This is a genomic window from Enterobacter cloacae complex sp. P29RS, assembly GCF_014893445.1.
Lineage (GTDB): Bacteria > Pseudomonadota > Gammaproteobacteria > Enterobacterales > Enterobacteriaceae > Enterobacter > Enterobacter intestinihominis.
This window is the reverse complement of record NZ_JADBPZ010000013.1, coordinates 84,983-98,493: the sequence shown is the minus strand read 5'-3', so window position 1 is coordinate 98,493 and position 13,511 is coordinate 84,983. Positions and strand designations below refer to the sequence as shown.

General features: G+C 52.4%; 14 protein-coding genes and 1 pseudogene. 8 read left to right on the top strand and 7 right to left on the bottom strand.

The window, feature by feature from the left end; all coding sequences use genetic code 11:
* Window positions 1-100 precede the first annotated feature (100 nt).
* On the top strand, window positions 101-892 hold the full coding sequence (gene kdgR / locus IM282_RS11860) for a DNA-binding transcriptional regulator KdgR (protein ID WP_022648455.1): 792 nt from the start codon (window positions 101-103) through the stop codon (window positions 890-892).
* A gap of 63 nt (window positions 893-955) precedes the next feature.
* Here kdgR and IM282_RS11855 read toward each other — a convergent pair whose 3' ends face one another.
* Window positions 956-1,195, bottom strand: a complete 240-nt coding sequence (locus tag IM282_RS11855) for a YobH family protein (RefSeq protein WP_022648454.1) — start codon at window positions 1,193-1,195, stop codon at window positions 956-958.
* 160 nt (window positions 1,196-1,355) lie between these two features.
* On the opposite strand from IM282_RS11855, the gene mgrB reads away from it, so the two are divergent.
* The 6 genes and pseudogenes from mgrB to rlmA all read left to right on the top strand — a co-directional run bounded on the left by mgrB (window position 1,356) and on the right by rlmA (window position 5,714).
* On the top strand, window positions 1,356-1,499 hold the full coding sequence (gene mgrB, locus IM282_RS11850) for a PhoP/PhoQ regulator MgrB (protein ID WP_003859906.1): 144 nt from the start codon (window positions 1,356-1,358) through the stop codon (window positions 1,497-1,499).
* A 74-nt stretch (window positions 1,500-1,573) separates the two neighbouring features.
* Window positions 1,574-1,861, top strand: a complete 288-nt coding sequence (locus IM282_RS11845) for a YebO family protein (protein ID WP_023300358.1) — start codon at window positions 1,574-1,576, stop codon at window positions 1,859-1,861.
* Between the two features lie 669 nt (window positions 1,862-2,530).
* A pseudogene (locus IM282_RS11840) lies at window positions 2,531-2,675 on the top strand (DUF2627 domain-containing protein).
* Between the two features lie 12 nt (window positions 2,676-2,687).
* Window positions 2,688-2,897 carry a transcription antiterminator/RNA stability regulator CspE gene (gene cspE, locus IM282_RS11835; protein WP_001062678.1) on the top strand — a complete coding sequence of 70 codons (210 nt, stop codon included), beginning with the start codon at window positions 2,688-2,690 and terminating at the stop codon, window positions 2,895-2,897.
* A gap of 216 nt (window positions 2,898-3,113) precedes the next feature.
* Complete coding sequence (gene ftsI / locus IM282_RS11830) at window positions 3,114-4,859, top strand: peptidoglycan glycosyltransferase FtsI (protein WP_023300357.1); 1,746 nt, start codon at window positions 3,114-3,116, stop codon at window positions 4,857-4,859.
* A gap of 39 nt (window positions 4,860-4,898) precedes the next feature.
* Window positions 4,899-5,714 (top strand): 23S rRNA (guanine(745)-N(1))-methyltransferase, encoded by an 816-nt coding sequence (gene rlmA / locus IM282_RS11825; RefSeq protein WP_063162947.1) that lies wholly within the window; start codon window positions 4,899-4,901, stop codon window positions 5,712-5,714.
* Here rlmA and mntP read toward each other — a convergent pair.
* The 5 genes from mntP to manX all read right to left on the bottom strand — a co-directional run bounded on the left by mntP (window position 5,711) and on the right by manX (window position 9,877).
* Window positions 5,711-6,277 (bottom strand): manganese efflux pump MntP, encoded by a 567-nt coding sequence (gene mntP, locus IM282_RS11820; protein WP_032622454.1) that lies wholly within the window; start codon window positions 6,275-6,277, stop codon window positions 5,711-5,713. The genes rlmA and mntP overlap by 4 nt on opposite strands.
* A 400-nt stretch (window positions 6,278-6,677) precedes the next feature.
* Entirely contained in the window at window positions 6,678-7,136 is a 459-nt protein-coding gene (locus IM282_RS11815; protein ID WP_022648449.1) for a DUF986 family protein, read from the bottom strand.
* A gap of 54 nt (window positions 7,137-7,190) precedes the next feature.
* Complete coding sequence (locus tag IM282_RS11810) at window positions 7,191-8,042, bottom strand: PTS mannose transporter subunit IID (RefSeq protein WP_006810994.1); 852 nt, start codon at window positions 8,040-8,042, stop codon at window positions 7,191-7,193.
* Between the two features lie 12 nt (window positions 8,043-8,054).
* A complete protein-coding gene (gene manY, locus IM282_RS11805) occupies window positions 8,055-8,855 on the bottom strand; it encodes a PTS mannose transporter subunit IIC (protein ID WP_022648448.1) in 801 nt (266 codons plus the stop codon).
* A 47-nt stretch (window positions 8,856-8,902) separates the two neighbouring features.
* The gene (gene manX / locus IM282_RS11800; RefSeq protein WP_192970423.1) at window positions 8,903-9,877 is read right to left on the bottom strand and encodes a PTS mannose transporter subunit IIAB; all 975 of its coding nucleotides are present in this window, start codon (window positions 9,875-9,877) and stop codon (window positions 8,903-8,905) included.
* Window positions 9,878-10,340: 463 nt separating this feature from the next.
* On the opposite strand from manX, the gene yoaE reads away from it, so the two are divergent.
* On the top strand, window positions 10,341-11,900 hold the full coding sequence (gene yoaE / locus IM282_RS11795; RefSeq protein ID WP_023300354.1) for a CNNM family cation transport protein YoaE: 1,560 nt from the start codon (window positions 10,341-10,343) through the stop codon (window positions 11,898-11,900).
* Window positions 11,901-11,906: 6 nt separating this feature from the next.
* Here the strand turns inward: yoaE and IM282_RS11790 are convergent, their stop codons facing one another.
* Window positions 11,907-13,505 (bottom strand): EAL domain-containing protein, encoded by a 1,599-nt coding sequence (locus IM282_RS11790; RefSeq protein WP_023300353.1) that lies wholly within the window; start codon window positions 13,503-13,505, stop codon window positions 11,907-11,909.
* Window positions 13,506-13,511 lie beyond the last annotated feature (6 nt).

The following is a 13,511-nucleotide window of genomic DNA, read 5'->3' as shown; positions in this document are numbered from 1 at the left end:
TTGTAACGAAGTAAACCCAGATAGATTGCAGCGCGCATCACACGAATTTATAATAAAAACCGGTTCTGATTTTTATAAAACACTCTCCATGAGGTGATAAATGGCAATCGCAGATTTGGATAAGCAGCCAGATTCTGTTTCTTCCGTGCTGAAGGTGTTTGGCATCTTGCAGGCGCTCGGAGAAGAGCGTGAAATTGGTATTACAGAGTTGTCGCAGCGTGTGATGATGTCGAAAAGCACCGTTTATCGCTTTTTGCAGACGATGAAATCATTGGGTTATGTCGCGCAGGAAGGAGAATCAGAAAAATATTCTCTGACCCTGAAACTGTTTGAATTGGGCGCCCGCGCCTTGCAGAACGTGGATCTGATCCGCAGCGCTGACATTCAGATGCGTGAACTTTCGCGGTTGACGAAAGAGACCATTCACCTCGGCGCACTGGATGAAGACAGCATCGTTTACATCCACAAAATTGACTCCATGTACAACCTGCGCATGTATTCACGCATCGGTCGTCGTAACCCGCTGTACAGTACCGCAATTGGTAAAGTCCTGCTGGCCTGGCGCGATCGTGAAGAGGTTAAGCAAATCCTTGACGGTGTGGAATACAAACGCAGCACCGATCGCACGATTACCAGTACGGATGAACTGCTGAGCGTGCTGGATAAAGTGCGTGAGCAGGGTTATGGGGAAGATAACGAAGAGCAGGAAGAAGGGTTGCGCTGCATCGGTGTGCCGGTGTTTGACCGCTTCGGCGTTGTCATTGCGGGACTGAGCATCTCTTTCCCAACGCTGCGTTTCTCCGAAGAGCGTCTTCATGAGTATGTGGCAATTCTGCATACCGCAGCGCGCAAAATTTCAGAGCAAATGGGCTATAACGAATACCCGTTCTGATCAATGCCTCCAATAAAAACGCCGCACTCTTGCGGCGTTTTTGTAAGCGAAATTTAGCTCTGATTAGCCGTTATCCACCACAACAGATGATTTACGCAGCACAGGACAGTTGGTTAACCCGATGATCCCGCTGTCGGAATGGATGTACTGAGCCGTGCTTACCCCCTGGGCGGTGAGATATTTACACTGAATACCCAAACCCGCGGCATTCTCTTTGCTTCCCATTAATACGCCATACCCACTTAACAGCAGGCCGATCCACACAAGTGCCAGTACAATTATCGTACGAACGAGTAAACGCATCGATGCCTCTTTTTTCTTTGTTGTCATGGAGTAAGCGTAACGGGTTTACGCAGTGAAACAAGTGCACGATTCCGAAAAGCGTCTGTTGAAGGTACAGTTAGCCCCTGTTTAAGATAGCCGTGATAACCTGGCTACATCAGGTCATAAGACGGAGTGTGGAGTGAAAAAAATACGCTGGGTAATTCTGATTATAGTGCTGATAGCATGCGTGGTGCTGTGGACGCAGACTATCAATGTGATGTGCGATCAGGATGTACAGTTCTTTAGCGGCATTTGTTCAATCAATAAGTTTATCCCCTGGTAGTGGCTATTTTTGCACTGAGCGATGTCCTTACGTGGCTGCAGTGGTAAAATGACTGTTTTTACTGAGGTGGTGAAATGGGTGAGTTAATGAATTCGGGGCTGCTGAGCATTGCATCCCTGGTAATGTCTTTAGTGGTGCTGGTTGTTGGACTGGTGCTGTGGTTCTTCGTTAATCGCGCCAGCTCCCGCACAAACGAGCAGATTGAGCTGCTGGAAGCATTGCTCGATCAGCAGAAACGGCAGACTGCGTTGCTGCGTCGTCTGTGCGAAGCCAACGAGCCGGAGGAGAAAGCGGTGCCGAAGGAAGCTGATGCTCAAAAACAAGACGAGGAAGAGTTCATTCGCCTGGTGGCCGAACGATAGTCTGCCCGGAACGGGGAGGTGGCCTGACGTACGGCGTAAATCTCCTCCCTTATCAAATGTAACCCATAACATCCCAACATATAATTAAGCAGCAGTTAACTACTGTTTCAGTATACTGAAAACTGGCGAATATTTATCCTTAAACAAGTCATACCGTTTCGTTGAATAAATTGTGAGCTTTAACTTTCCCGAAGTGTTTTATTTTTATCGAAACGTTTTGCTTGCCTTGTTTTGAGGCAGAGTCATAAAAATTTCATTATTTTGGTGCAGAATAACGCTTATTGAATGGTGGATTTTAATACAGTTAGCAAAATGTATTTAACATCGTTTATTCACTGTCACCCTCTGGTGCATTGCGATGTTTTCAGCATAACTTTTCACAAAATGTTCTAACTCAGTCATTCCTTTAAAGAAATTCAGGGATTGGGATGGACGCTTTGAAATGATTGAGCTATGTTTAAAAAGTCTTTGATTACAGGGCGCGTCAGCGCACCCTGTGGGCGGTGAGGTCAGGTGGCGCTTCATTTGACAATTCGCATAACTGTGCAGATTGTTATGGAGTAACGCCTGAATTTGTGCGGCGGATCGAGACACGTTTAAAAATGGCTTGCCATATTAAACGTTGTGTGTGATAACACGTTTTGGGTCAAACGAGGTACAGTTCTGTTTATGTGTGGCATTTTCAGTAAAGAAGTCCTGAGTAAACACGTTGTCGTTGAATACCGCTTCTCTGCCGAACCTTATATTAGTGCCTCAAGCAGTAATGTCTCAGTTTTATCTATGTTAAAGCCTGCGGGCTAAGAAAACACTCTAAGGAATTTTGCAAATGGCAAAGATTAAAGGTCAAGTTAAGTGGTTCAACGAGTCTAAAGGTTTTGGTTTCATTACTCCTGCTGACGGCAGCAAAGACGTGTTCGTACACTTCTCTGCAATCCAGGGTAACGGCTTCAAAACTCTGGCTGAAGGCCAGAACGTTGAGTTCGAAATTCAGGACGGCCAGAAAGGCCCAGCTGCGGTTAACGTAACTGCTATCTGATCGAATCACTGCTGACTGAAGCGCTTAGCGCTTCGATCTCAGACATAAGCCTCGCCGATGCGGGGCTTTTTTATTCACTTATTTTTCAAAATGTTACGTATTCCTCCTCTGTTATTATCTTGTTGCAAACCCGCGAGATTATTAGCATTGTTTTCCCGCCTTATTATCCCTTTTTCCCGTTAAATCTGGGCGTTGATTAACAGCCCTGGGGTTAAAGTGAAAAAAAAGACAATAACGGCCAACGGAAACTTTACACCGGCACGTTTTGCACTTCTGTGTCTCGCCATCTTTTGTAGCCTTGCTTTTCTGTTAGGCCGCGTGGCATGGCTACAAATTATCAAACCGGATAATCTGGTGAAGCAGGAGGATATGCGTTCCCTGCGCGAAGTGGCGATAGACGCCCCGCGTGGGATGATTGTTGACCGTGAAGGGCGTCCCCTTGCGGTAAGCGTACCTGTCCAGGCCGTCTGGGCCGATCCCAAAACTGTGCTTGATAAAGGGGGAATTGGCTTTGATTCGCGCTGGCAGGCCCTGGCAAATGCTTTACACCTTTCTCTGAGCACGCTCGCATCGCGAATAAACAGCAATCCGCACGGGCGATTCATTTATCTAGCTCGTCAGGTTGATCCCTCCCAGGCAAAGTGGATTGATAAGCTGCGTCTTCCCGGTATCAACCTACGCGATGAGTCCCGTCGCTTTTATCCTGCCGGACACGTGGCGGCAAACCTGATTGGCTTCACTAATATTGATGGTCAGGGTATTGAGGGCGTCGAGAAAAGCTTTAACACGCAGCTCACCGGGAAGGCAGGCGTGCGGCTGGTCAGGAAAGATCGCTACGGGCATGTGGTTGAGAACCTCACGGAGGTGGCGCCCGTACCGGCACATAATATCCAGCTTAGTATCGATGAACGCCTGCAAACTATCACCGAAGACGCGCTGGATAATGCCGTGGCGTGGAATAAAGCCGAGTCAGGCGCGTCGGTGCTGATTAATATCCAGACGGGCGAAATTCTGGCGATGGCGAGCTTCCCTGACTTCAACCCCAACAATCGGGAAGGGGCAACACTGGATGACTTTCGTAATCGCGCGATCAGCGACACCTTTGAACCGGGTTCGACCGTTAAGCCTCTGGTGCTGATGACGGCGCTACAGCAGGGGCTGGTGCAGCCTGACAGCGTGATAGACACGCATCCCTACACCATTGATGGTCATCGTATTCGCGATGTGGGTTACTACCCCGAGCTGACCATGACCGGGATCCTGCAAAAATCCAGCGACACGGGCGTATCCCGTCTTTCTCTCGCGATGCCCGTGCAACGGTTACTTGATACCTATAAAAACTTTGGTTTTGGCGAGAGTACCGGGCTTGGCTTAACGGGAGAAAGCTCAGGTTTACTGCCGCAGCGAAAATTCTGGAGTCAGTTAGACAGGGCGACCTTTGCCTTTGGGTATGGCCTGATGGTTACCCCCCTTCAACTGGCGCATGTGTATGCCACCATCGGTAGCTATGGCATTGAACGGCCTCTGTCCATCACCCGTATCGATCCCCCCGTGATTGGCAAACGGGTGATGCCCGGGGAGATTGTTCACGAGGTGGAACACATGATGGAGAGCGTCGCGTTACCCGGCGGTGGCGGGATCAAAGCGGCGGTGCGTAACTATCGTGTGGCGATTAAAACCGGGACGGCCAAAAAAATCGATGAACACGGTAAGTATGTGGATAAATACGTCGCCTACACAGCAGGCGTTGCGCCCGCCAGCGATCCCCGTTTTGCACTGGTGGTGGTGATCAACGATCCGAAAAACGGAGCCTACTACGGCGGGGCCGTTTCCGCGCCCGTGTTCAGCGAAATTATGGGTAACGTCTTGCGCCTGGAAAACGTGAAGCCAGACGGGCTGCCGGCAGATTCTGACCATCTGATCGTGATGCGTCACCCAGCCGTTTATAACCCTGGCGAATAGCGGTACACTTCGCCTTTTGGTTTTCGCCCTGGAGCTGTCATGTCTTTCAGTTGTCCCCTTTGCCACGCGCCGCTGACGCGCGCGGAGAAAACGTTTATCTGTCCACTGGGACATCAGTTTGACCGGGCTAAAGAGGGCTATGTCAATCTTCTGCCGGTACAGCACAAGCGCTCCCGGGATCCGGGTGACAGCGCGGAGATGATGCAGGCGCGCCGGGCGTTTCTTGACGCCGGACACTATCAACCGCTCAGGGATACCGTTGTCGACTTACTCCGTCAATATCTGACAGAAGGCGCATCCGCCATGCTGGATATCGGCTGCGGCGAGGGCTACTACACCGCCACGTTTGCTGACGTCGCGGCTGGGAAGGGCGCCGAAACTTACGGGCTGGACGTGTCGAAAGTGGCTATCCGTGCAGCAGCAAAACGCTACTCAGCGGTAACGTTCTGCGTGGCCTCCAGCCACCGCCTGCCGTTTGAGGAAGCGAGTATGGACGCCGTAGTGCGTATCTATGCCCCGTGCAAGGCAGAGGAGCTGGCGCGCGTCGTTAAGCCCGGCGGGTGGGTTATCACCGTTACGCCGGGACCGCGTCATCTGCTGGAGCTAAAAGGGCTGATCTATGATGAAGTTCACCTGCATGCGCCGCACTCTGAACAGCTGGCGGGCTTCGCGTTAAAGCAGGCGCAGTCAGTGGCGTATGAGATGACGTTGCAGGGAAGTGAAGCGGTGGCGTTACTGCAAATGACGCCGTTTGCGTGGCGGGCAAAACCAGAGGTGTGGGAAACGCTGGCAGCACAGACAGAATTTCGCTGCCAGACGGATTTCAGCATCCATTGCTGGCAGCGCGAAGATTAACCCGCGAAGTGTGCCCAGAGTATTTGGGCACCAATTCCGATCAACACGATACCGCCCAGAATTTCGGCGCGTTTGCCTAACAGCGGGCCAATGAACCGCCCCACCATCATCCCCAGCGTTGACATAATCAGCGTGGCGCAGCCAATCGCCAGCGCGGTGGCGATAATATTGACCTGCAAAAACGCCAGACCGACACCGACAGCCATTGCGTCCAGGCTGGTTGCGATAGCGGTTGTCACCAGAAGCCAGAAGCCGTGGCGTTGCAGCGGCGCATCATCTTCATCGCTGTTGCCACGAAAACCTTCAATTACCATGCGTCCGCCGAGGAACACCAGCAGCACGAAGGCGATCCAGTGGTTCCACTCCAGCACAAACTGGCTGGCGAGCATCCCCAGACCCCAGCCAATAAGCGGCGTCAGCGTTTCGATTGCGCCAAAGATGAGACCGGTGCGCAGGGCTTCGGAAAATTTAGGTTTATGGAGGGTGGCACCTTTACCGATAGAGGCGGCAAATGCGTCCATGGACATGCCAAAAGCCAGAAGGATCGTAGCGGAGATATTCATAAGTGCGTCCAGACCGGGGATATCCATATGACACATCACTGCCCCCAGTAAACAGCAGTTGATGTATCTATGGTCTCGCCTGATCGCTTTTGGCATAGTAAGTGTGCTGAAAACGATCCGTACGCGCCACGTTTTGCAACGAGTATGTTGACACGTACATTTCCCGCAGGCAGGAAATCGGCTACTCCCCAACGACGGGCGCAACCTTAACATATTTTGAGAATATAAAACAACAGCGAAGATGGCTTTATATAGCCACTATATTGATAACGATTTTCATTTAGGTTTATGCGTAAATGTATCGTTAATAAATATAAGTTAATTCGCAGGGGAGATATAGCATCGGCTATATTGCTGGTTTGAGAATAATACAATACATAGCCGATGCTATAAAATTAATTCATTGAGTTTTAAGGAGTAATTTGTAGATTTTTTCCAGGTCGTCAATATTTTTGACCCGAATGAGCAGGCGGCGTTGTTCTAATTGCATCACCAGAACTCCGTCTTCGGATAAATTCATCTCTTTAATGCGGTTATATTCTATCCAGACATTGGCGAAGAAGAATCCGTGTTTTTTAAAAATGAGTTTTGGCGAGCGGATCCAGAACAGGTAAATCGCCATTAATGCCAGCGCACATAATAACCATGTGGTTAATATTGCGCCGTGGCTGGTCACATTATTGTAAATCAGGATGACTACCAGACCGGCGAAGATAAACGCATCAATGCGCCCACGGCGTAAGAGGGGAAGGGTCAGCAGCGTCTCGCCGTGGCGGCGAGGCATAATGAACTCGTCATAGATCGCGTAAGCCAGAAGGGCAACAATAAATAAAACCAGTACGGTGTCCGTGACAGTCATTCATCCTCCAGATAAAAAGACCGGGGGCAAGCCCCCGGTCGGTAACGCATTTTATTACAGACCCAGCAGGCCGACGGCGTAGCCCGCGATACCGATGACGAAGAAGCCAACGATGATCCACAGCGGGTTCACTTTCTTACGCAGCAGCCACATACAGGCGAAGGTTAACAGCAGCGGTACCAGGCCAGGCATCAGCTGGTCCAGAATGGTCTGCACGGTGGTGACGCGCGTCTGACCATCCTGACCGGTGATCGTCGATACCACCAGCGGGATGTTCACGTGCGTCCACTTGTTAACCAAAGCCCCCATTACAAACAGGCCGAGGATTGACGCCCCCTCAGTCAGTTTTTGCAGGAAGCCGCCGCCCATATCCTTAACGATATCCACCCCTTTACGGTAACCGTACGCCACGCCGTAGTAGCGGGTCAGCAGACGCACCGCGTTGAACAGGATAAAGAACAGCAGGGGACCAAGCAGACTGCCGCTCATGGCGATCCCGGCGCCCAGTGCCGCAAAGACCGGACGCACGGTACCCCAGAAGATCGGGTCGCCCACGCCTGCCAGCGGCCCCATCAGACCGACTTTAATACCGTTGATAGCACCATCGTCGATTTCAGCCCCGTTTGCACGCTGCTCTTCCATCGCCAGCGTTACGCCCAGAACAGGCGCCGCTACGTAAGGGTGAGTGTTGAAGAATTCCAGGTGACGCTTAATTGCCTGACGGCGTGCTTCGTTGTTTTCCGGATACAGGCGTTTGATTGCCGGCACCATGGAGAAGCAGAAGCCGAGCGCCTGCATACGTTCGAAGTTCCATGAACCCTGAAACAGGTTAGAACGGATGAACACGCCACGAATATCACCCGGAGTGAGTTTTTTCTCAGTGGTAGTTTTTGTCATATCAACCATTTCGCTCACCTGTTAGTCCAGTTCGTTATCGAGATCGTTGTTACCAGCAGCCTGCGCAGGGGCACCCGCGACACGGTTGTATTTCGGGCTGAGCTGGATATAAAGAATCGCCATCACCGCACCAATCACACCCAGCGCAACCAGGTTGAAGTTGGTGAATGCAGCGGTAACGAAGCCAAGGTAGAAGAACGGCATCAGATAGCCTGCGCGCATCATGTTGATGACCATCGCGTAACCTACGACCACAATCATACCGCCCGCGATATTCAGACCGCCGGTGACCACTTCTGGTATGGCGTTCAGCATACTTTGAACTTCACTGGTCCCAACGGAAATCGCCACGATAACGGCCGGAATAGCGATACGCATCGCCTGCAGGAACAGGGACGAGACGTGGATCCAGGAGAGCGCTGTCAGGTTGCCGTTATCGGCCGCCTTATCCGCCGCGTGCTGGAAGGCAACGGTGATGGTACGAACAATGATGGTCAGCACCTGGCCTGCCGCGGCCAGTGGAATGGCCAGCGCGATACCGGCACCGATACTCTGATGACCGGCGATGACCAGAACGGTCGAAATAATGGACGCCAGCGCGGCATCTGGCGCAACTGCCGCACCGATGTTCATCCAACCGAGGGCGATCATTTCCAGGGTACCACCGATGATGATACCGGTTTTCATGTCACCGAGAACGGCGCCAATCAACGTACAGGCCACCAGAGGGCGGTGGAACTGAAATTCATCAAGTACGGACTCCATACCCGCAATACACGCGACGATGAACACCAGCACAATCTGAAGAGTAGTAATCTCCATTGCACTTCTCCTATTACATAAGCTCTATATGAAAAACCGGCCCGGGCTTATTTCCCCACTTTGCCGATCAAATCCATCATTTTCAGTTTCTGATCCGTGGAAACCTTACGGGCTTCCAGCTCGATACCGCGTGCATTCAGCTTGTTGAAGGCCTCGATATCTTTCGCATCCACTGAAATCGCGTTGTTGACCTGCGTTTTGCCCTGACGGAAAGCCATACCGCCAATGTTAACGGAGGTGATTTTCACGCCGCCTTCAACAATGCGTTCAACGTCTGTCGGGTTGGTGAACAGAAGCATCACGCGTTCGCCCGCATATTTCGGGTTGTTGTAAACGCGGATCATTTTGGCGACATCCACGACGTGCGCGGTGACGCCCGGCGGTGCAACCTGGGTAAGAAGGGTTTTACGGACAGTGTCGGCGGCCACTTCGTCACTGACCACGATGATGCGTTGTACGTTGGTCTCTTTGGTCCAGCGCGTCGCCACCTGGCCGTGGATCAGACGGTCATCAATACGCGCAAGGCCGATAACCATGTAATCGTTCGGACCCATTGGCTTCGCCGGTGCCGCGGCTTTTGGTGCAGCAGGGGCAGGGGCAGGGGCAGGGGCAGGTTTTTCAACCGGCTGTGCTTTCAGCGCCTTCACGCCTTCGCGACCGGTTTCCACCGCCAGCGCCACCAGCTCGTCAAAGCCTGGGTTGTCGTCACGCGCCATGAAGGTTTCCACCAACATTGGGATATTTACCCCGGCGACGACTTCATAATGCTCTTTATCGACGACAATGCGGCTGGCAGCGTTGAACGGGCTGCCGCCCCATGTATCCACGAGAAACAGCACGCCTTTGCTGGTATCCAGCTTCTCAAGCTGAGCAGTGTACTTTTCAATCAGCGTCTCGGCGTTTTCACCGGGAACGAAATCGATCCAGCCGACGTTTTCCTGCTCGCCCAACAGCATTTCTGCCGTTTTGAGTAACTGCTCCGCAGCCCAACCATGTGTGCCTATGACAATAGCAATGGTCACTTGCTACCTCCTATTATTATCATTTATACGTCTGCCAGGCAGGCGTACTGAGAATCGTATTGGCGAACCGAATCGATTCAGATAAGGGTTAGAGTTCTAAAAAACCAAGACTTCCGCGAATTATTTTAGATAGTGAAAAAATAATTTATGTGATGAAGATCCGTAATTTAGCTACGCCTTACAGATTTTTCTGTAAGATAAACCACGTGTGTTACAGAAGTTTGCAAAGGAACGTAAATCTTTGCTAAAAACCCATTGTCTCTGATATGTTTAGCGTCCGTTTAATTATTCAGGAGTATAGGGCTACAGCCCACTATATGGACCGTCACCGACGTCAGTCATCTTCCAGGCCATTCCGCGCCTTATTCACCGGCGACCTTCGCCACGCATCGACCCCCATTCCCTTTGAAATGCCCGAAATTAGCGGGGCACCGTTTTGTCATTCCTTTAGCAGGAGCGTGTCATGGAATTCTTAATGGACCCGTCAATCTGGGTAGGCTTGCTTACGCTGGTCGTGCTGGAGATCGTTCTCGGTATTGATAACCTGGTGTTTATTGCCATCCTTGCGGATAAGCTGCCGCCGAAACAGCGTGATAAAGCCCGTCTGATCGGCCTCTCGCTGGCGCTGATCATGCGACTGGGCCTGCTGTCCGTGATCTCGTGGATGGTTACGCTGACTAAGCCTCTGTTCACCGTCATGGATTTCACCTTCTCCGGCCGCGATTTAATCATGCTGGTGGGAGGGCTTTTCCTGCTGTTCAAAGCTACAACAGAACTGCATGAACGGCTGGAGAACCGGCAGCATGATGATGGCCACGGTAAGGGGTATGCCAGCTTCTGGGTGGTGGTCCTGCAGATTGTGGTGCTTGATGCGGTCTTCTCACTGGATGCGGTGATTACAGCGGTTGGCATGGTGAACCATCTGCCGGTGATGATGGCGGCTGTTGTGATTGCGATGGCGGTAATGCTGCTGGCGTCGAAACCGCTGACGCGTTTCGTCAACCAACATCCGACGGTTGTCGTGCTGTGTCTGAGTTTCCTGTTGATGATTGGTCTGAGCCTGGTGGCAGAAGGTTTTGGTTTCCATATACCGAAAGGCTACCTGTACGCCGCGATTGGCTTCTCGATTCTGATCGAGCTGTTTAACCAGATTGCGCGCCGTAACTTCATTAAGCAGCAGTCGAATCAGCCGCTGCGCGCGCGTACCGCCGATGCGATCCTGCGCCTGATGGGCGGGCGTCGTCAGGTGAACGTGCAGGCGGATAACGAGAACCGTAACCCGGTTCCGGTGCCGGAAGGCGCGTTTGTGGAAGAAGAACGCTACATGATCAACGGCGTGCTTTCGCTGGCCTCCCGCTCTCTGCGCGGCATTATGACGCCGCGCGGTGAAATCAGCTGGGTGGACGCCAACCTGAGCGTCGACGAAATTCGCCAGCAGCTGCTCTCCTCGCCGCACAGCCTGTTCCCGGTCTGTCGGGGCGAGCTGGATGAGATCATCGGTGTGGTGCGCGCGAAAGAGATGCTCGTGGCGCTGGAAGAGGGCGTCAACGTCGAGGCCGTAGCGGCCGCGTCGCCTGCCATCGTGGTGCCGGAGACGCTGGATCCGATTAACCTGCTGGGCGTGTTGCGTCGTGCTCGCGGGAGCTTTGTTATCGTCACCAACGAATTTGGTGTGGTACAAGGTCTGGTAACGCCGCTGGACGTGCTGGAAGCCATTGCCGGTGAATTCCCTGATGCGGATGAAACGCCAGAAATCGTTGCCGACGGTGACGGCTGGCTGGTGAAAGGCACCACCGACCTGCATGCGCTCTCGCACACGCTGGGCGTCGAAAACGTGGTCAATGACGATGAAGACATCGCCACGGTAGCGGGGCTGGTGATTGCCGTTAACGGGCAGATCCCGCGTATCGGTGATGTGCTTGAGCTGCCGCCGCTGCAAATTACCATCGTTGAAGCCAACGACTATCGCGTTGATATGGTTCGTATTGTTAAAGAGCACTCTGTACACGACGAAGAAGAGTAACGCTATCTAGCGTAACGGCAATAAAGGCACGATGTGTCCGTTGTGACGGGCTGGCGGAGGGTTACTTTCCGCCAGCCATTTCGGAAACTCCCGCAGCGGCATCGGCCGCGCATACAAGTACCCCTGCAAAATATGTACGCTGTGGCGGCGCAAATAGCGTGACTGCTCCTCGGTTTCAACCCCTTCTGCAACCAGTTCAATATTCAACCTCTGGCCCAGCGCAATAATAATATCCGTTACCGTTGAGTTCACGGCGTCGGTGCCGATCGCGGTGGTGAAGGATTTATCAATTTTCAGCACGTCCGGGTGAAGTTTTTCAAGCCACGAAAGAGAACTATTGCCCGTACCAAAATCATCAATCGCAAGCTTCACCCCTTTGCGATGCAGCTCCCGCACGATGCGGTAATCCACATCGAGCAACGCATCGCGTTCGGTTAACTCTACAATCAACTTTTGAACAGGGTTCGCCTTAAACCAGATGCGGTTGAGATCCCGGATCAGCGCAGCGCGGCGAAAATGGCTGGCGGCCACGTTGATGCCAATATGGAAATCCCGTGAGGCCGGGAAAAAGCCTATCTGCCGCACCGTTTCGCTGATGACGTAGCGGGTAAGCGGAACAATCAGGCTATGTTCTTCAGCCAGGGGGATAAAGACATCGGGAGAAATCCAGCCCTGACGCGGGTTGTTCCAGCGCAGGAGGATCTCGACGCCAACGCATTCCCGGGTGCGGGCGTTTACCAGCGGCTGGCAGAAGAGTTCAAACTCCCGGGCAGCAATCCCCATATTAATTTCCCAGGTGAAACTTATGCGTCGCGCCGTGGCAAGCCAGGCGATATAGCCCATCAGTAAACTGAGCATCAACGCCAGCGGTAGCTGGGTAGGCAGATTTTTCAATGCCATTTGGCCTGCCCCCGGGCCGCTGACCGTGACGCTGAAAGGGTAGTGCTGTGAAGACTGTTCCAGCAGGGAGGCGTGTTCATCGAAGGTCGGCGTATTCGTCACCTGCTGCCCGTCGCGGAGAAAATTATCGCCTACTCTCAGGACCACGTCGGTGATTTGTGGCCGCTGTGGCTCCAGAATCATTTTGGTGATGAGATCGATATTCACTACCTCCATCAACCCGTCACTGCCGTCGCCCGCAAGGGGTGACCACTGAATCAGTACCGGACTGCCCTTTAACAGCCACCGATCGGTCAACAAGATCAGCCTGGGTTCACTGGACGGAAGCATCGGCTCAATGTCACTGACGGGCATATTTCGGCTGCCAAATACGCTCGAGCAATACAGTATTCCGTCTTTGACGAGGGCGATGGAGCGCACGGTCTGGAGGATCGCCGCCTGTTTTCGCAGAATCGGATTCGCTTCAGCGCAGGGCATATCAACCAGAAAACGTAGAGTTTCACGCTGGGTTTCTAACGCAAGAAGCACCTTATCAAGCGCACGCACGGTGTGGTGAGTAAAGTCGTGGATCCGATCCTGATTAATGTTGCGCTGTGAAATAAAGCGAATGCCCAGCGTCAGGACGAGCGTAACGAGCGCAACCGTAACACAGACGATAACGCGTTTTCGGCGATAGTCTTTAATGATCGTTTGTGCAGTTTGCATGAACGG

Bases quoted from the DNA above. Each gene is read 5' to 3' on its own strand.
- kdgR (WP_022648455.1), top strand. From the start codon at position 101: ATGGCAATCGCAGATTTGGATAAGCAGCCAGATTCTGTTTCTTCCGTG.
- IM282_RS11855 (WP_022648454.1), bottom strand. From the start codon at position 1,195: ATGCGTTTACTCGTTCGTACGATAATTGTACTGGCACTTGTGTGGATC.
- IM282_RS11845 (WP_023300358.1), top strand. From the start codon at position 1,574: ATGGGTGAGTTAATGAATTCGGGGCTGCTGAGCATTGCATCCCTGGTA.
- cspE (WP_001062678.1), top strand. From the start codon at position 2,688: ATGGCAAAGATTAAAGGTCAAGTTAAGTGGTTCAACGAGTCTAAAGGT.
- rlmA (WP_063162947.1), top strand. From the start codon at position 4,899: ATGTCTTTCAGTTGTCCCCTTTGCCACGCGCCGCTGACGCGCGCGGAG.
- mntP (WP_032622454.1), bottom strand. From the start codon at position 6,277: ATGAATATCTCCGCTACGATCCTTCTGGCTTTTGGCATGTCCATGGAC.
- IM282_RS11815 (WP_022648449.1), bottom strand. From the start codon at position 7,136: ATGACTGTCACGGACACCGTACTGGTTTTATTTATTGTTGCCCTTCTG.
- IM282_RS11810 (WP_006810994.1), bottom strand. From the start codon at position 8,042: ATGGTTGATATGACAAAAACTACCACTGAGAAAAAACTCACTCCGGGT.
- manY (WP_022648448.1), bottom strand. From the start codon at position 8,855: ATGGAGATTACTACTCTTCAGATTGTGCTGGTGTTCATCGTCGCGTGT.
- yoaE (WP_023300354.1), top strand. From the start codon at position 10,341: ATGGAATTCTTAATGGACCCGTCAATCTGGGTAGGCTTGCTTACGCTG.
- IM282_RS11790 (WP_023300353.1), bottom strand. From the start codon at position 13,505: ATGCAAACTGCACAAACGATCATTAAAGACTATCGCCGAAAACGCGTT.